We start from the raw sequence: 16,693 nt of genomic DNA, 5'->3' as shown, positions 1-16,693 counted from the left end.
AAAAAGGGAATTGAGCAATGAAAGTTACCGCCATTGGCACCGGTTATGTGGGTTTGGTCACCGGCGCTTGTCTGGCCGAGATGGGCAATCATGTGGTGTGCCTGGATGTCAACGAAGAGAAGATCCGTGTGCTGAATGCCGGCGAGATTCCGATCCATGAACCGGGGCTGCTGGAGATCGTGCGCCGCAATGTGGCGGCCGGCCGCTTGCAGTTCACCACCGATGTGGATGTGGCTGTCAGCCATGGCAGCATCTTGTTCATCGGTGTCGGGACCCCGCCGGACGAGGATGGGTCGGCGGACCTGCAATATGTCTTGGCCGCAGCGCGTTCGATCGGCGCGCGTATGACCGACTACAAGGTCATTGTTGACAAGAGCACGGTGCCCGTTGGCACCGCGGACAAGGTTCGTGCAGCGGTGGCAGAAGAATTGGCCAAGCGCGGCGCCGATGTGGCGTTCTCGGTGGTCTCGAATCCAGAGTTTTTGAAGGAAGGCGCGGCGGTTGAAGACTTCCTGAAGCCGGACCGCATCATCGTGGGCTCCGACGATGAACAGGCCACCTTGTTCATGCGTGCCCTGTATGCGCCGTTCACCCGCAACCACGACCGCATGATCGTGATGGATCTGCGCAGTGCCGAATTCACCAAGTACGCCGCCAATGCGATGCTGGCCACGCGCATCAGCTTCATGAACGAAATGGCCTTGTTGGCCGAAAAAGTCGGCGCCGATATCGAACTGGTGCGACGTGGCATTGGATCAGATCCGCGCATTGGCTACAGCTTTCTGTATGCAGGCGCTGGTTATGGTGGTTCTTGCTTCCCCAAGGACGTGAAGGCTTTGGTCCAGGCCGCGCAAGGTGAGGGCATCCCCTTGCGGGTCCTGACCGCGGTTGAAGAGGCCAATGAGCGGCAAAAGATGCTGCTGGTCGATAAGGTGGTGACGCGTTTTGGTGCCGATCTGAGCGGCCGCCATTTCGGAATTTGGGGCTTGGCCTTCAAGCCCAATACCGACGATATGCGTGAAGCGCCGGCGCTGGTGATCGTGCGCGAGTTGCTGGCCCGCGGCGCGACGGTGGCGGCCTATGACCCCGTCGCTATGACCGAGGCGCGCCGGATTCTGGGCGAGACCCAAGGGCTGCGTTTTTGCGAGCGTGCCGAGCAGGTTTTGGACGGCGCCGACGCCTTGCTGCTGGTGACTGAGTGGAAAGAATTCAAGAGTCCAGACTTTGAAGCGATCAAGGCCAAGCTGAAGCAGCCGGTGGTGTTTGATGGCCGCAATCAGTACGAGCCCGGCTTGATGAAGGCCATGGGCATTGAGCACTACGGCATTGGCCGTGGCTTGATCCCGAACTGAGTTCAGGCGCGCTTGCGCGCCTTGGAGTCTCTTGAAAGCGAGCCTGGGCTCGCTTTTTCTTTTTGAGGCAGATTCAGTCGAAGACGCGGGCTTCGGCCAGCAGCGCGGCCTTGGCATCTTTGTCGGCCAGCAAGGCGGGGACGCCGGTGTTGGGCCAGTGAATGCCAATCGCCGGATCGTCCCACTTGACGGCACCCTCGCATTCGGGAGCGTAATAGTCGGTGGTCTTGTAGAGGAAGTCGGCGGTTTCACTCAGGACCAAAAAACCGTGCGCAAAACCGGGCGGGATCCACAGTTGCTTGTGGTTCTCGGCCGTCAACTCAACCCCTTCCCAGCGGCCGAAATTGGGACTGGAGCGACGGATGTCAACCGCCACATCGTAGACAGCACCGCTGGTGACGCGCACCAGCTTGCCTTGGCTGTGGGGCGGCCGTTGGAAATGCAGACCGCGCAGCACGCCGCGAGCCGAGCGGGAGTGGTTGTCCTGCACAAAACGGATGTCCTGGCCGATCGCCTTGTTGAAGGCGAGTTCGTTCCAGCTTTCCGTGAAAAAGCCGCGGGCATCACCAAACACGCGGGGTTCGATGATCAGAACCTCTGGCAAGGAAGTGGGCGTGATCTTCATCAGAAAGCTTGTTCGGTCAGCAGGCGCTGCAGGTATTGGCCGTAGCCATTCTTGGCCAAGGGCTTGGCCAATGCGGCCAACTGTTCGGCAGTGATCCAGCCCGATCGGAAGGCAATTTCTTCCGGGCAGGCGACCTTCAAGCCTTGGCGCCTTTCTAGTGTGGCAATGAACTGGCCGGCTTCAAGCAGGCTGTCGTGCGTGCCGGTGTCCAGCCAGGCATAGCCGCGACCCATGATCTCGACTTGCAACTGTGCTTGGCGAAGGTATTGCGCGTTGACGTCGGTGATCTCCAATTCGCCGCGCGGACTGGGTTTGATGGCCGCGGCAATATCGCAGACCTGTTCATCGTAGAAATACAGGCCGGTGACCGCGTAGTTGCTCTTCGGCTTGACGGGCTTTTCTTCGATGGACAGGGCGTTCTTGTGCTCATCGAAGGCCACAACCCCGTAGCGTTCGGGATCGGTCACGTGGTAGGCAAACACCGAGGCGCCGACCGTTCGTTCATTGGCCGCACTCAGCAGGCCCTGGAAATCATGGCCGTAGAAAATATTGTCGCCCAGCACCAAGGCGCTCGGGGCGCCATCGATAAAGTCCCGGCCCAGGATGAAGGCCTGAGCCAAGCCGTCTGGACTGGGTTGCACGCAGTAGCTGATGTTCAGGCCCCAGCGGTGGCCGTCGCCGAGCAGGCCCTCAAAGCGTGGGACATCTTGCGGCGTGCTGATCAGCAAGATGTCTCGAATGCCGGCCAGCATCAAGGTGGCAAGCGGGTAGTACACCATCGGCTTGTCATAAACAGGCAATAGCTGCTTGCTCATGGCCAGGGTGGCCGGGTGCAAACGGGTGCCGGAGCCGCCGGCCAAGATGATGCCTTTGCGTTGCTTCGTGCTCATGGTGAGCTCCTTACTTGAGTATTTCGGTCAGCATGCGCTCGACGCCTTGCTGCCAGTGCGGTAGTTGAAGGCCAAAGTTCCGGCGGAGCTTGTCGCATGAAAGGCGGGAGTTCAGGGGGCGGCGAGCTGGGGTGGGGTACTCGCTGCTGGCAATGGCTTGGACTTGATCCGCCGCCACTTTGATCGGGGCCCCCATCGAACGAGCCAGCGCGATCACGTATTGCGCATAAGCATGCCAACTCGTCTCACCAGCGGCGACGGCATGATAGCTGCCGCTCAACTGGGGATTTCGCAGGCAAGCGCTCAGCATATGGGCGGTCAGGTCGGCCAGCAGATCGGCGCCGGTGGGGGCGCCTATTTGGTCGGCGATGACCCGCAACTGCTCCCGCTCTGCGGCCAAGCGAAGCATGGTCTTGGCGAAATTGCCGCCGCGTGCGGCATAGACCCAGCTGGTGCGAAGGATCAGATGTTGGCAGCCACTGGCACGAATGGCGTCCTCGCCCGCCAGCTTGCTCGCACCGTAGACACTCAGTGGCCCGGTGAGTTCGTCTTCATGGCGCGCATGTTCGCCGCTGCCGTCAAAGACGTAGTCGCTGCTGTAATGAATCAGCCAGGCATTCAAGTCACGGGCTTGTTTGGCGAGCAAGCCCGGGGTGGTGGCGTTGATTTGCCAGGCGCTGTCGCGTTCAGTCTCGGCTTTGTCGACCGCTGTGTACGCTGCCGCATTGACGATGATCTGTGGCGAGAACTCACGTACCCGCGCCAGCAAGGCCTCGCTTTGTGCCAGGTCTCCACCATTTTGTCGGTCCAGGGCCAGCACCTCACCCAGCGGGGCAAGTGAGCGTTGCAACTCCCAACCCAGCTGGCCGTTCTTGCCCAAGAGCAAGATTCTTGGGCCGTTGCTCATGCCTGGTATTGCTGCGCAAGCCAGTCGCGGTAGGCGCCGCTTTGCACCCGAGCCACCCATTCGGGGTTCGCCAAATACCATTCAACGGTTTTGCGAATGCCGGTCGCGAAGGTCTCGGCCGGTCGCCATCCCAGTTCGCGCTCGATCTTGCGGGCATCGATGGCATAACGCCTATCATGGCCGGGGCGATCCTTCACATAGGTGATCAAGCGCTTGTAGCTGCCCGCGGCATCAGGACGCAACTCATCGAGCAAATCGCAAACCGTGTGAACGATATCCAGATTGGTCATCTCGTTCCAGCCACCGATGTTGTAGGTTTCGCCAACACGGCCGCCCGCCAGAACGGCACGAATCGCCGACGCATGATCGGTCACATACAGCCAGTCGCGGACATTCTTGCCGTCGCCATAAATCGGCAAGGCCTTGCCGGCCAAGGCGTTGACGATCATCAGCGGGATCAGCTTCTCAGGGAAGTGATAGGGGCCGTAATTGTTCGAGCAATTGGTGGTCAGTACCGGCAGGCCGTAGGTGTGGTGCCAAGCCCGCACCAAATGGTCGCTGGCCGCCTTGCTGGCCGAGTAGGGACTGTTGGGTTCGTAGGTCTTGGTTTCTGCGAAGGGCGGGTCCTGTTCCGACAGCGAGCCGTAGACCTCGTCCGTCGACACATGGTGGAAACGGAAGGCCGCCTTTGCTTCCCCGTCCAGTTCGCTCCAATAGGCACGGGCTGCTTCCAGCAAGGTGTAAGTGCCTTCGATATTGGTGCGCATGAAGGCGCCGGGGCCGCTGATCGAGCGGTCGACATGGCTTTCGGCCGCGAAATGGATCAAGGCGCGCGGTTTGTGTTCAGCCAAGAGTCTTGCGATCAAGGCCCCGTCGCAGATATCCCCTTTGACGAAGTGATGGCGGGCATCGCCATTCAAGCTGGACAGATTCTCTAGATTGCCGGCATAGGTCAGCGCGTCCAGCGTCACGACCGGCTCATCCGAGGCCTTCAGCCAGTCAAGCACAAAATTGCTGCCAATGAAGCCGGCGCCGCCTGTCACGAGAATCGTCATACGGGTCCTTCTCGCTTGCTCTTTAATTCGTCATAGACGCCAAACGCGCAGGCCGGCGCCTTCCAGGGCCTTCTGATCAAACGCGGCCTTGACGTCAATAAAGGCTCCGCCGGTGACCAGTTTGCTGGCGATGTCCGTGACATTCAGTTGTTTATAGCTCTTATGCGCCACGGCGGCAACGATGGCATCGGCCTTGGGCAGCTGTTCCCAGCTGACCGGGCGAACGCCGTACTCATGCACCGCCTCGTCGGCGTCGGCATCCGGGTCGGTCACGATCACCTCGACGCCGTAGCTCTTCAATTCGTTGATGATGTCGATGACCTTGGAGTTGCGCAGGTCGGCGCAGTCTTCCTTGAAGGTCAGTCCCAGCACATTGACCTTGGCGCCCTTGATGGGGGAGCCGGCGGCAATCATTTGCTTGATGGTTTGTTCCGCGATGAACTTGCCCATGCCGTCATTGATGCGCCGGCCGGCCAAGATCACTTGCGGGTGGTAACCGAGCATATCGGCCTTGTGGGTCAGGTAGTACGGGTCCACGCCAATGCAGTGGCCGCCGACCAGACCCGGCTTGAATTTAAGGAAATTCCACTTGGTGCCTGCGGCTTCCAAGACCTCGGAGGTATCGATGCCGATCTTGTCGAAGATGATGGACAACTCGTTCATCAGCGCAATGTTCAGATCGCGCTGGGTGTTCTCAATCACCTTGGCCGCTTCGGCCACCTTGATGCTGGCGGCACGGTGCACACCGGGAATGATGATGCGCTCGTAGACCTTGGCAACGGTGTCCAGGGTTTCAGGCGTGTCGCCCGAGACGATCTTCAAAATCTTGGTCAGCGTGTGTTCTTTGTCACCGGGGTTGATGCGCTCGGGCGAATAGCCGATGAAGAAGTCCTGCTTCCACTTCAAACCGGACTCGCGCTCCAGCACCGGAATGCAAACCTCTTCGGTGGCGCCTGGGTAGACCGTCGATTCGAACACGACGATGGCGCCTTTCTTCATATGGCGACCGACACTGGTGCTGGCGCCGACCAAGGGACGGAAGTCGGGAATGTGGGCCTCGTCCACCGGGGTGGGCACGGCCACGATGATGACGTCAGCCTCCGCCAAGCACGCCGGGTCATGGCTGTAGACGGCGTGCGGCGAATGGCTCATTTCTTCGTCGGTCAATTCGCGCGAAGGGTCGGTGCCGGCCTGGCACTTGGCGACCTTGTCCTTGGCGATATCAAAGCCAATGGTGCGGCCATGTTTGCCGAACTCAATGACCAAAGGCAGGCCCACATAACCCAAACCGACGACGGCGATGACGCTCATGAATCTATTCCCTAACTGATCAGATGATGATGAAGGATGCCGGTCTTCAATGACGACCGTAGGTGTCTTCAAAACGCACGATATCGTCCTCGCCCAAATAGGCGCCGGACTGTACCTCGATGATTTCCAGCGGCACCTTACCCGGATTGGCCAGCCTGTGTGTCTGGCCAAGAGGGATGTATGTGCTTTGGTTCTCACTCAGCAGCAAAACTTTGTCGCCGTTGGTGATCTCAGCCGTGCCAGAAACCACAATCCAATGCTCGGCGCGGTGGTGATGCATTTGCAGACTCAGGGCTGCACCGGGCTTCACCATGATTCGCTTGACCTGGAAACGCTCACCCGAATCAATGCTGTCATACCAACCCCAAGGGCGATGGACCTTGCGGTGCAGGGTTTGTTCACCGCGCTTTTCAGCATCCAGTTTGGCGACGATCTTTTTGACCTCTTGGCTGCGGGCCCGGTCGCTGACCAAGACGGCGTCGGGCGTTTCCACCACCACCACGTCATGCAGCCCGACCACGCTGACCAAGCGGCTGGTGGCGTGCACCAAGGTATTTTGGCAATCGCTGAACATCGCATCGCCTTGGGCGGCATTGCCCTGCGCATCCTTTTCGGCGACCTGCCAAACCGCTTCCCAGGCGCCCAAATCATTCCAGCCGGCGTCCAGCGCCACCATGGTCAAGGGGATATCGCTGGCGGGGCAGCGCTCCATCACCGCGTAGTCGACCGACTCCGAGGGGATGGCGGCGAACTCGGCCTTGCCGGGCCTGACGAACTTCGCATCGTTCTTGCGTTGCGCCCAGGCGGCTTGAGTGGCTGTGGCGATATCGGGCCGGAAACGCTCCAAGGCCTTCATCCAAACGCTGGCGCGCAGCACAAACATGCCGCTGTTCCAGACATAGTTGCCCGCGGCCAGATAGCGCGCAGCGGTTTCAGCATCGGGCTTCTCGACGAACTCCGCGACCGCCAGATCGGCGCCTGCTTCTTGGGTGCGGATATAGCCATAGCCGGTTTCCGCCCGATCGGGCTGGATGCCCAGAATGACAATGGCGCCCCCAGCGGCCTTGCGGATGGCGTCCTGCAAGGCCAAGCTGAAGGCTTCACCATCAACGACCGTTTGATCGGCCGGAGTGACCACCAAGACCGGGTCATCACCAGTTTCCAATGCCTGCAGGGCAGCCAAGGTCAGCGCTGGGGCGGTATTGCGCCCCATGGGTTCCAGCAACACGGCACTGGGCTCGATGCCTGTTTCGCGCAACTGATCAAGCACCAAAAAGCGGTGTTCTTCGTTGCCGACGATGGCCGGGCCGGTCAGTTGGATGTCTGCTGCGCCCAGGGCCGCCAAACGCTGGGCCGCTTGTTGGAACAGGCTGCTATTGCCGGAAAGCACCAAGAACTGCTTGGGGAAACCGGCGCGTGACAGGGGCCAAAGACGGGTGCCGCTGCCGCCGGCCATGATGACCGGTTGAACTGAAATGGGTTTCATGGGTTGAGATGTTCAGAAAGACAAGGAATCAGCTTGCATTGAATCCGTTCGGATTCATGCTTTGCCAGCGCCAACTGTCCTCGCACATGCGCGCGAGGTCATGGCGGGCTTGCCAGCCCAGCCGGGCTTGGGCCAAAGCAGGATCGGCGTAACAGGCCGCCACATCGCCGGGGCGGCGGGCCACGATGTCGTAGGGCACCGGCCGCCCGCTCGCCGCTTCATAAGCGCGAACCAAGTCGAGCACGCTATAGCCCTGGCCCGTCCCCAGATTGGTGGTGATGGATTGCGAGCCGGCCAAGAGGAAGTTGAGTGCCGCCACATGGCCTTCGGCCAGATCAAGCACATGGATGTAGTCGCGCACGCCGGTGCCGTCGGGCGTGTCGTAGTCATTGCCAAAGACCTGCAGGCGAGGGCGCCGGCCCACGGCCACTTGGGCGACATAAGGCATCAGATTGTTGGGCGTGCCTCGTGGGTCCTCGCCAATCAGGCCGCTTTCATGCGCGCCGACCGGATTGAAATAGCGCAAGGCCGCGGTCTGCCAAGTCGGGTCTGCGGCACCCAGGTCGCGCAGAATCATCTCGCCCATCAGCTTGGTCGCGCCGTAGGGGTTGACTGCGGACAGGGCCGCATCTTCACGCAAGGGCAAGGTTTCCGGCACGCCATAGACCGTGGCGCTTGAGCTGAAGACGATGCGCTGGCAGCCGTGCCGTCGCATCGTTTCACAGGTGTTGACCAAGCCACCCAGATTGTTGCGGTAGTACATCAAGGGTTGGCTGGTGGATTCGCCGACCGCCTTGAAGGCCGCGAAGTGAACGACCGCCGCGGGTTTGTGGCGTTCAAATACCCGGTTCAGCGCCAGCGCGTCGCACACATCGGCCTGCTCGAAGACCGGCGTTTGGCCGCTCAAGCGAGTCAGGCGATTGAGCACCTCGGGCGAGCTGTTGACGAAATTGTCGACCCCGACAACCCGATAGCCTGCCGCCTGCAGGGCCAGCCAGGTGTGGGATGCGATGTAGCCGGTTGCACCGGTCAGCAAAATGGTAGAGGCGCTCATGGCTCAGTACAGAATGATCTGGCCGTAGCAGCCGTAGCTGTTGGCACTGTAGACGCTGAACAGGCGGTCGCTGTCGCGCGAGGACTGGTTGTATTGGCAACCCAGAGTGATGCCGCGCGAGTATTGCCAGCGCAGCCCGAGATTGAAGGACTTGTCGCGGTCGTACTCGTCGAAGGCTTGGCCCTGGCTGGAGTTGGTAACGTCGCTCTTGCTGAGGGACGCGCCGGCGTTCAAGAACAGCTTGCCGGTCAATTCATAATTTGCATTGACTTGCAAGGCATTGGTCAGGCGGTTGCGGTCGGCGCTGGTGTTGCTGTTCAGGAAAGAAGTTTCCAGACCCGTGTCGCGGCTGACCGAGGTGGTCAGATTCAATTTGGCTGTGGGTTGCCAGTTCCAGCTGAGGGCTCCGGTGAGACCGGAGAAATCTGCCCCGCTGCCCGCCTTCACGGTCGAGCGGCCGGTGCTGATCCGGCCGTCCAGGCTGCTGGCACCACTCAAAACCCAGCGACCGGTCAAATCCAGGTCCTTGCGTTCAAACTCTCGTGCCTCGACCGGAATCGACACCAGCGTGGGTCTTCCGTTGACCAGCACCAAAGACTCGCGGGTGTAGGCGGGGTAGCGATCTTGGGTCAAACGACCCGCCAGTCCGAGGCGCAAGTCAGGGCTGGCCTGGTAGACCAGACCCAAGGAGTAACGGTGTTGGGTCAGCTCAAAGGCGTCGTATTCACTGGCGCTGTAGCTGCGTGTGCGGTAACCGGTGCCGGCTTCGAGTGAAAAGCGGGTGACCAGACCGATGCGAGCCAGCGCATCCAACTGATTGTTGCCTTCGATGTTTTGCTTGCGGATGGGGCTGGCGTTGCGTTCGGTATAAGTGCTGAGGTTGCGTGTGCTGTTGAAGCTGATCGTGCCCGAAACACGCCCAATCGTCGACCAGTCCAAGCCGCCTTTGGCCGAGTAGCCCAGGTAGTTCAGGTCCGAATTCTTGCTGTAGCGATTGGTGTTGATGGACACATCCCCAAACAGGCGCTGACGGCCAAAGGTCTGGTTGATACCGGCCAAGAGACTGGCTGTCGCCACATTGTCATCGTTGCTAGCGGCAGAAGTGCGGTAGATGTTCGACACATGGTTCAAGGCCAATGAGCCGCCGAAATAATAGGGATTGGACTCGGCTTGGGCCGCCGCGCTGCTCAGGAGCCCGCCTGCCAAGGTGGCCAGCAGCCGGGTCATGTGGGGTGATGCAAAGGGCATGAATTTCCTAGATAACAAGAGTTCAGCACGATTCCGTGGAGGCCAAGACCTTGCTAGGCGGCTGAAACCTTTTAAAGACATGAATCATTCAATCGATGCGCCAATCAAGGTTCAATAGGCATTGCGATCGAAAAGCATCAGACGAGCGGTGCGCACAATAATCTGCAAATCCAAGGCCAATGACCAGTTGCGCAGATATTCCAGGTCATATTCAACGCGCGCCTTCATTTTATCGATGGTGTCGGTTTCTCCCCGCAAACCGTTGACCTGAGCCCAGCCGGTAATTCCAGGCTTGACCTTGTGGCGAACCATATAGGCCTTGATCAGTTTGCGGTACTCCTCGTTATGAGCCACGGCATGGGGGCGCGGGCCGACGATGCTCATGCGCCCTTGCAGCACATTGATGAACTGCGGCAATTCATCCAGCGAAGTGCGGCGGATGAAGGCGCCAAACTTGGTAATGCGAGCATCGTCCTTGGTTGCTTGCTTGACGACCGGGCCGTTGTCCTGCGTTCTCATCGAGCGAAACTTGTAGACGATGATTTCCTCGCCATCCAAGCCGTTGCGCCTTTGCTTGAAAATAATGGGGCCGGGCGAGCTGCGCTTCACGCCAATGGCAATCAAGAGCAGGATGGGCGAGATCAAAACCAGGATCAGGCTGGCCAGGATGATGTCGCTGATCCGTTTGGCCAGATCGTTGGTGCCGGTGAACGGGGTTTCGCAAATCCCGACGACCGGCACGCCATTCATGTCCTGAAGGCGGCCTTGGATGATGCTGATGCCAAACACATCGGGCACGAAAAACAGCGAGGCCGTTGTGCCTTGAATTTGTTCCAGCAATTGCACGATACGCGGCTGCGAGCCCAAGGGCAGAGTGATGTAGACCTCGCGCACGCCGTGCAGGCGGACATAGTCACTCAAGTCTTTCAGCGTGCCCAGCACATGATGGGCGGCATCGGGATGCAGGCGATCATCCTGCCGGTCGTCAAAAAAGCCGAGGAAGTCGATGCCCTTGTCCGGGCCTTCTTTCAGGGCGCGGGCAACCTTGGCGCCCAGTGGCCCGCCGCCAACGATGACCGCGCCCCTGCGCGTCGCACTGGCTTGGCGGCGGCGCTCGAACCGGCCCAGCTCAATGGCCAGAATCTGAAGCACTGGAGTGAGACCGGCCCACCACATCAGGACCGGTTCTTCAAAGTAGCCCATGCTGTTGGTGGCATAGCCGCACAAGGCCAGGATGACCAGCAAGGCGAGCCAAGAGCCCAGCACATCAATGATGGCGCTGGTGCGGTTGTCGGTGAAGCGATTGCGGCCCGGAAAAGTCAGTGCAAAGACCAACAGACACAAGGTCATGCCAGAACGCAGGATGGGCTCGTCAAAGAAGGCACTGACCGCCAGATAGCACAGCACGATGATGCTGGGCTCCAAAAAAGCGGCGATCAAGGATTCGACGGACTGGGGCGCGCTGTAAAACGTTCTTTTGTGACTTCTATCCTCGAACATCGTTCCCATCGCTCCTTGTTGCCGGGCTGGCTTGTGTACTGACAAATCTTCAACCGTCGATCTTTTGATTCCAGATCAATACCAGGGTCGCGCCGCCAAAAACGGTTTCGATTCTCGCTCAGCAGCGAGAGCTCTCGCCGCGCCATTGCCCCCTAGGTCGGTGAGGCCGGCTGACTGCCTACAATCCTTGCATGATTCAAACTTGGATTGCCTCAATGACCCCGGCCGTACAGGATCGCATGATCCTGTTGCTCAATCATGTCATCTCCCGCGAAAGCCATGCGATGGCTCGTTTGCGGCCATTTGCCGGCCGGCTTGTTGTTTTTCATCTGCAAGATTGGCCTTCGGTCTTGCCGCCCGCGCCCGATTTGGTCATGCGTCTGACGCCAGCGGGATTGTTCGAGCGACTGGAGCCTGCCGAGGTGTCCGGCAGTGAGGCTTTGACCATCGAGTTGGATGCATCCAATCCCGCCATGATGGCTTTGGGCTCCTTGTTGGGCGAGCGCCCGCGCGTGTCGGTTCAGGGCGATGCGGCGCTGGCCGGTGAAATCAGCTGGCTGATGGACAACCTGCGCTGGGACATCGAGGATGATCTGGCCGGCTTCTTGGGGCCGGCCGCTGCGCATCAGTTGGCCGCATGGGGTCGAGCCACCGCCACTGCCGTGGCAACGCTGGCGCGTGGCATTGCCGCCGCCAAACCGGCGGGACGTGGCGCGGCATGAGGTACTTTGCGCGCCTTTTTGTCATCGTCTGGACCATTCTGCGTTTTGGACTCGATGAGCTGGCACTTTCGGGGCTGAGAAGGCGACGGTTTCGTCTATTGCGGCGCGCCATTTCCTTTGGCCGTAGCTGGGATCAGCCGCGCGGCGTGCGTTTGCGGCTGGCGCTGGAACACCTGGGGCCGATCTTTGTCAAATTCGGTCAGGTTCTGTCCACCCGGCGTGATCTGGTGCCGGAGGATATGGTCGAAGAGCTGGCCAAGCTCCAGGACCGAGTGCCCCCATTCCCGGCCGCCGAGTCGCGCGCCTTGGTTGAAAAGGCATTTGGGCGTCCGGTCGAGGACTTGTTTGGCAGTTTTGATGCGGAACCGGTGGCCAGCGCCTCGATCGCGCAGGTCCATTTCGCCACCTTGAAGGATGGCCGCGAGGTGGCCGTCAAGGTCTTGCGGCCCGGCATGCTGGACACCATCGATGATGACTTGGCCCTGCTGCGCACGGTGGCGGTTTGGGTGGAACGCCTGTCATCCGATGGCCGGCGTTTGAAGCCGCGTGAGGTGGTGGCCGAGTTCAGCAACTATTTGCATGATGAACTGGACTTGGTGCGCGAGGCCGCCAACGCCGCACAGCTGCGCCGCAATATGACCGGGCTGGATCTGGTCATGGTGCCGGAGATGATGTGGGATATGTGCAGCTCCGAAGTGATCGTGATGGAGCGCATGCACGGCGTGCCGATCTCGCAGCTGGAGCGCCTCAAGGCCGCGGGTATCGACATCCCCAAGCTGGCACGTGACGGGGTCACCATCTTTTTCACCCAGGTGTTTCGCGATGGTTTTTTCCACGCCGATATGCATCCGGGCAATATCCAGGTCAGCTTGAATCCGGCCACATTCGGCCGCTATATCGCGCTGGACTTCGGCATCATCGGCACGCTGACCGAGGTCGACAAAGAGTATTTGGCGCAGAACTTCATTGCCTTCTTCCAGCGTGATTACAAGCGTGTGGCCGAGTTGCATATTGCCTCGGGCTGGGTGCCCTCGGGCACCCGTGTCGATGAGTTAGAGAGTGCAGTCCGAGCGGTGTGCGAGCCACATTTCGATCGACCGTTGAAGGATATTTCTCTGGGCCAGGTTTTGATGCGCCTGTTCCAAACCTCGCGTCGTTTCAATGTGGAGATTCAGCCGCAACTGGTCTTGCTGCAGAAGACATTGCTCAATATCGAGGGCTTGGGTCGTCAGCTCGACCCTGACTTGGATCTGTGGGCGACGGCCAAGCCTTTTCTTGAGCGTTGGATGAACGAGCAGGTCGGCTGGCCTGCTTTTGTGAATCAGATCAAAAAAGAAGCGCCGCGATATGCGCAGCTCTTTCCCGAGTTGCCGCGCCTCTTGCACGACGCCTTGAAACGCCAAGCCTCACCCGACGAGACCAAGGCGATGCGCTTGTTGATCGCGGAGCAGCGCCGCACCAACCGATTGTTGCAAGCCCTTCTCTACGGCGCAGTCGGCTTTACCTTGGGTCTTCTGGGTGCGCACCTCCTGATGCGGACCCACCTGATCTGAGGGGGTTGCAAAACCCTTTTTTAGAGAGCCTGGTGCGAGAGGCGGGCGGCCGCTTCTTGCATAATCCCCGCCGATCCTTTTTTGCCGCTGCACAGGCCAACCGCAAGAGCTTTCCCTCATGAACACCACGCTGATCGCCTTTGTTGTGATTTACCTCCTGGGTACCTTGGCCGTGGGGGTTTGGGCCGGCTCGCGGGTCAAGAACACCAGCGATTTCGCCATCGCGGGGCGCAGCCTGCCGCTGATCATGGTCATTACCACCACCTTTGCGACGTGGTTTGGTGCCGAGACGGTGATGGGGATTCCGGCCAAGTTCGTGCAGGGTGGCTTGAACGCCATCGTCGAGGATCCCTTCGGTGCCGGCATGTGCCTGATCTTGGTCGGCATGTTCTTCGCCGCCAAGCTCTATCAGAAGAACTTGCTCACCATCGGCGACTTCTACCGCGAGCGCTACGGCAAGGGCGTGGAAATTTTCTGCTCGCTGGCCATCATCCTCAGCTATCTGGGCTGGGTGGCCGCGCAAATCACCGCCCTGGGCCTGGTCTTCAGCGTGTTGACCAACGGCGCGATGAGCCCGGCCGCGGGCATGATCGTCGGCACGCTGGCCGTGCTGGTTTATGTGGTGGTTGGCGGTTTCATGGCCGTGGCTTGGACGGACTTCATCCAGATGATTGTGCTGGTAGTCGGCTTGTTGGCCATCGCCTTCTTCGCGGCCGATCTGGCCGGAGGGGCCGGTGTGGTGCTGGACATGGCGGCGCAGAAGGAGTTGTGGAACTTCCTGCCGGCGCCGAGCTTTCACGACGTGGTGTTCTTTTTTGCTGCAGCCATCACCATGATGTTGGGCTCCATTCCCCAGCAGGACGTTTTCCAGCGTGTGATGTCGGCCAAGGACGCCAAGACAGCCCAGCGCGGTGCGGTCATCGGTGGTGCCAGCTACATCCTGTTCGCCTTCGTGCCCATGTTCATCGTGCTGGCTGCGGTGGTGGTGATGGGCAATTCGGCGATGGAGTTGGCCCAGAACGATTACCAGCGTTTGCTACCTGCCTTCATCATGGGACATATGCCGCTGGTGATGCAGATCCTTTTCTTCGGTGCGCTGCTCTCGGCCATCAAGAGCACCAGTTCGGCCACGCTGCTGGCGCCGTCCACCAGCTTTGTTGAGAATATCCTCAAGCAGATCCGGCCCGGCATGAGCGACAAGCAGCAACTGCAGGCCATGCGCGTGACGATTGTGGTGTTTGCGGCCTGCGTGCTCATGTATGCGATCGCGATGCAAGGCACGCCCATCTATGAGTTGGTCAGCTCGGCCTATCAAGTCACCCTGGTCGCCGCCTTCGTGCCCTTGTTGTTCGGCCTGTACTGGAAGCGCGCCACCACGCAGGGCGCGATCTTCTCGATCTTTGCCGGCATCTTCACTTGGCTGCTGTTCTTCCCGCAGGTGACGACCTGGGGCGAGGTCTTCCCTGGCCAACTGGCGGGTCTCTTGGCTGCTTTCGCTGGCATGTTGATCGGTTCTCTGGCGCCGCAGGTCTTGAAAAATCGCCATGAGCACAAAGCGCATGTGGCGGGTTTGCCTGATGAAGCTTCGGCTTGATTGGAGCGTTCGCGCGAGCCAGGCGAAGCCAGATCGGCGACCCGATCCCAATCACTGCGGCTGCTGCAGGCAGTCGCGGGCAGCCCCGCCCCTATAATTTCGCCTTTTTGATCAACAGGTTCTTTGACCATGCCGATCTATGCCTACCGCTGCAGTTCATGCGGTCACGCCAAAGATGTGCTGCAGAAAATGTCTGACGCACCCTTGAGTACATGCCCGGCTTGCGGCGCTGAGTCCTTCCAAAAGCAAGTGACCGCCGCTGGTTTCCAGCTCAAGGGCTCGGGCTGGTATGTGACCGACTTCAAGGGTGGCGCTGGCGCCGCAGCGGCCACGGGCGCCGCAGTGGCTCCGGCGGCGTCGTCAGCGGCAGCTGATGCGCCTGCCGCAGCGTCGTCAAGCGATGCATCTTCGGCTTCATCATCGAGCGCCGGTGCTGCTTGCGGCGGCTCCTGCGCCAGTCACTGACGCATCCCATCACCAGGACCCTTGTGAAAAAGTACATCATCACCGGCCTCTTGGTTTGGCTGCCCTTGGCCATCACCATCTGGGTGCTGTTGTGGGTGCTGAGCCTGATCGACGGGGTGTTCACCTCCTTGCTGACGGCTTCTCAAGCGGTGCTGCCCGCGTCGATGTCGCACAACATCGACGAGCTGCGCCATATTCCGGGCCTGGGCTTGCTGATCCTGGTCGGTGGTATGGCGCTGACCGGCATGTTTGTCGCCAATATCTTTGGGCAATGGTGGCTTAAGCAGTGGGATCGCCTGCTGTCCAATATCCCCATCGTCAAGAGCATCTACAGCTCGGTCAAGCAAGTGTCGGACACGCTGTTTTCCAGCAGCGGCAATGCCTTCCGCGAAGCGGTTTTGGTGCAGTACCCGCATCAAGGGAGCTGGACCATCGCCTTCGTCACCGGCAAACCCAGCGGCGAAGTGGCCGAGTCGCTGGGGGATGAGCATGTGAGTCTTTATGTGCCGACCACGCCGAACCCGACGTCGGGCTTCTTCCTGATGATGCCGAGAAGCAGCGTCAGGCCCTTGAAGATGAGTGTGGACGCGGCACTCAAGCACATCATCTCGATGGGGGTGGTGGCGCCCGAGGGGCCTGTCGCCGTGACCAGCAACTCGGCACGAAATCAGCCGGGTTGAGCGTTCCGGCACGCGCTCAACCCTGAGGGCTTTCAATCCAGCCTGTCAGCGCCTATCCCCAACCGAATCAAGACAGCGCCAGCGCAAGACTTCACGCGCTGGAGCCCATACCAAGAATACTGGAGTGATCCCATGAGAACCTGTTACGCCGGCCAAGTCAGCGAGAAGCTGCAAGACCAGACCGTCACCCTGATGGGCTGGGCCCATCGTCGCCGCGACCACGGCGGCGTCATCTTCATCGACCTGCGCGA

The 16,693-nt window shown here is 60.1% G+C and carries 15 protein-coding genes; 6 read left to right on the top strand and 9 right to left on the bottom strand.

The annotated features are described in order from the left end of the window. Positions 1-17: 17 nt before the first annotated feature. A complete protein-coding gene (locus ACOVRJ_RS13230; protein WP_422044317.1) occupies positions 18-1,352 on the top strand; it encodes a UDP-glucose dehydrogenase family protein in 1,335 nt (444 codons plus the stop codon). A gap of 73 nt (positions 1,353-1,425) precedes the next feature. On the opposite strand, the gene rfbC is transcribed toward ACOVRJ_RS13230, so the two are convergent. The 9 genes from rfbC to ACOVRJ_RS13185 all read right to left on the bottom strand — a co-directional run bounded on the left by rfbC (position 1,426) and on the right by ACOVRJ_RS13185 (position 11,428). After that, positions 1,426-1,977 (bottom strand): dTDP-4-dehydrorhamnose 3,5-epimerase, encoded by a 552-nt coding sequence (gene rfbC, locus ACOVRJ_RS13225; protein WP_422044316.1) that lies wholly within the window; start codon positions 1,975-1,977, stop codon positions 1,426-1,428. Continuing rightward, entirely contained in the window at positions 1,977-2,867 is an 891-nt protein-coding gene (rfbA, locus tag ACOVRJ_RS13220) for a glucose-1-phosphate thymidylyltransferase RfbA (protein ID WP_422044315.1), read from the bottom strand. Before rfbA ends, rfbC begins: the two co-directional genes overlap by 1 nt. 10 nt (positions 2,868-2,877) lie before the next feature. Further along, entirely contained in the window at positions 2,878-3,774 is an 897-nt protein-coding gene (gene rfbD, locus ACOVRJ_RS13215) for a dTDP-4-dehydrorhamnose reductase (protein ID WP_422044314.1), read from the bottom strand. Then, the gene (rfbB, locus tag ACOVRJ_RS13210; RefSeq protein WP_422044313.1) at positions 3,771-4,829 is read right to left on the bottom strand and encodes a dTDP-glucose 4,6-dehydratase; all 1,059 of its coding nucleotides are present in this window, start codon (positions 4,827-4,829) and stop codon (positions 3,771-3,773) included. Before rfbB ends, rfbD begins: the two co-directional genes overlap by 4 nt. A 30-nt stretch (positions 4,830-4,859) precedes the next feature. After that, positions 4,860-6,140 carry a nucleotide sugar dehydrogenase gene (locus ACOVRJ_RS13205; protein ID WP_422044312.1) on the bottom strand — a complete coding sequence of 427 codons (1,281 nt, stop codon included), beginning with the start codon at positions 6,138-6,140 and terminating at the stop codon, positions 4,860-4,862. 46 nt (positions 6,141-6,186) lie between these two features. After that, positions 6,187-7,626 carry a mannose-1-phosphate guanylyltransferase/mannose-6-phosphate isomerase gene (locus ACOVRJ_RS13200; RefSeq protein WP_422044311.1) on the bottom strand — a complete coding sequence of 480 codons (1,440 nt, stop codon included), beginning with the start codon at positions 7,624-7,626 and terminating at the stop codon, positions 6,187-6,189. Positions 7,627-7,654: 28 nt separating this feature from the next. Further along, entirely contained in the window at positions 7,655-8,680 is a 1,026-nt protein-coding gene (gene galE / locus ACOVRJ_RS13195) for a UDP-glucose 4-epimerase GalE (protein ID WP_422044310.1), read from the bottom strand. 3 nt (positions 8,681-8,683) lie between these two features. After that, a complete protein-coding gene (locus tag ACOVRJ_RS13190) occupies positions 8,684-9,907 on the bottom strand; it encodes a hypothetical protein (protein WP_422044309.1) in 1,224 nt (407 codons plus the stop codon). Between the two features lie 132 nt (positions 9,908-10,039). Then, entirely contained in the window at positions 10,040-11,428 is a 1,389-nt protein-coding gene (locus ACOVRJ_RS13185) for an undecaprenyl-phosphate glucose phosphotransferase (protein ID WP_422044308.1), read from the bottom strand. Positions 11,429-11,619: 191 nt separating this feature from the next. Here ACOVRJ_RS13185 and ACOVRJ_RS13180 point away from each other — a divergent pair, with 191 nt between their 5' ends. The 5 genes from ACOVRJ_RS13180 (at position 11,620) to ACOVRJ_RS13160 (ending at position 16,442) form a co-directional block, all read left to right on the top strand. Further along, entirely contained in the window at positions 11,620-12,150 is a 531-nt protein-coding gene (locus tag ACOVRJ_RS13180) for a hypothetical protein (protein WP_422044307.1), read from the top strand. After that, on the top strand, positions 12,147-13,703 hold the full coding sequence (ubiB, locus tag ACOVRJ_RS13175; RefSeq protein WP_422044306.1) for a ubiquinone biosynthesis regulatory protein kinase UbiB: 1,557 nt from the start codon (positions 12,147-12,149) through the stop codon (positions 13,701-13,703). The genes ACOVRJ_RS13180 and ubiB overlap by 4 nt, the downstream gene beginning before the upstream one ends. A 118-nt stretch (positions 13,704-13,821) precedes the next feature. Continuing rightward, entirely contained in the window at positions 13,822-15,297 is a 1,476-nt protein-coding gene (locus ACOVRJ_RS13170; protein WP_422044305.1) for a sodium:solute symporter family protein, read from the top strand. Between the two features lie 129 nt (positions 15,298-15,426). Continuing rightward, on the top strand, positions 15,427-15,762 hold the full coding sequence (locus tag ACOVRJ_RS13165) for an FmdB family zinc ribbon protein (protein ID WP_422044304.1): 336 nt from the start codon (positions 15,427-15,429) through the stop codon (positions 15,760-15,762). Between the two features lie 23 nt (positions 15,763-15,785). Next, positions 15,786-16,442: a DUF502 domain-containing protein gene (locus ACOVRJ_RS13160; RefSeq protein ID WP_422044303.1), complete on the top strand. Its 657-nt coding sequence runs from the start codon at positions 15,786-15,788 to the stop codon at positions 16,440-16,442. Positions 16,443-16,693: the final 251 nt, after the last annotated feature.

Source organism: Roseateles sp., from assembly GCF_049240545.1.
Classification (GTDB): domain Bacteria; phylum Pseudomonadota; class Gammaproteobacteria; order Burkholderiales; family Burkholderiaceae_C; genus Paucibacter_A.
This window is presented reverse-complemented; position numbering and strand designations above follow the sequence as displayed.

Bases quoted from the DNA above. Each gene is read 5' to 3' on its own strand.
- ACOVRJ_RS13230 (WP_422044317.1), top strand. From the start codon at position 18: ATGAAAGTTACCGCCATTGGCACCGGTTATGTGGGTTTGGTCACCGGC.
- rfbC (WP_422044316.1), bottom strand. From the start codon at position 1,977: ATGAAGATCACGCCCACTTCCTTGCCAGAGGTTCTGATCATCGAACCC.
- rfbA (WP_422044315.1), bottom strand. From the start codon at position 2,867: ATGAGCACGAAGCAACGCAAAGGCATCATCTTGGCCGGCGGCTCCGGC.
- rfbD (WP_422044314.1), bottom strand. From the start codon at position 3,774: ATGAGCAACGGCCCAAGAATCTTGCTCTTGGGCAAGAACGGCCAGCTG.
- rfbB (WP_422044313.1), bottom strand. From the start codon at position 4,829: ATGACGATTCTCGTGACAGGCGGCGCCGGCTTCATTGGCAGCAATTTT.
- ACOVRJ_RS13205 (WP_422044312.1), bottom strand. From the start codon at position 6,140: ATGAGCGTCATCGCCGTCGTCGGTTTGGGTTATGTGGGCCTGCCTTTG.
- ACOVRJ_RS13200 (WP_422044311.1), bottom strand. From the start codon at position 7,626: ATGAAACCCATTTCAGTTCAACCGGTCATCATGGCCGGCGGCAGCGGC.
- galE (WP_422044310.1), bottom strand. From the start codon at position 8,680: ATGAGCGCCTCTACCATTTTGCTGACCGGTGCAACCGGCTACATCGCA.
- ACOVRJ_RS13190 (WP_422044309.1), bottom strand. From the start codon at position 9,907: ATGACCCGGCTGCTGGCCACCTTGGCAGGCGGGCTCCTGAGCAGCGCG.
- ACOVRJ_RS13185 (WP_422044308.1), bottom strand. From the start codon at position 11,428: ATGTTCGAGGATAGAAGTCACAAAAGAACGTTTTACAGCGCGCCCCAG.
- ACOVRJ_RS13180 (WP_422044307.1), top strand. From the start codon at position 11,620: ATGATTCAAACTTGGATTGCCTCAATGACCCCGGCCGTACAGGATCGC.
- ubiB (WP_422044306.1), top strand. From the start codon at position 12,147: ATGAGGTACTTTGCGCGCCTTTTTGTCATCGTCTGGACCATTCTGCGT.
- ACOVRJ_RS13170 (WP_422044305.1), top strand. From the start codon at position 13,822: ATGAACACCACGCTGATCGCCTTTGTTGTGATTTACCTCCTGGGTACC.
- ACOVRJ_RS13165 (WP_422044304.1), top strand. From the start codon at position 15,427: ATGCCGATCTATGCCTACCGCTGCAGTTCATGCGGTCACGCCAAAGAT.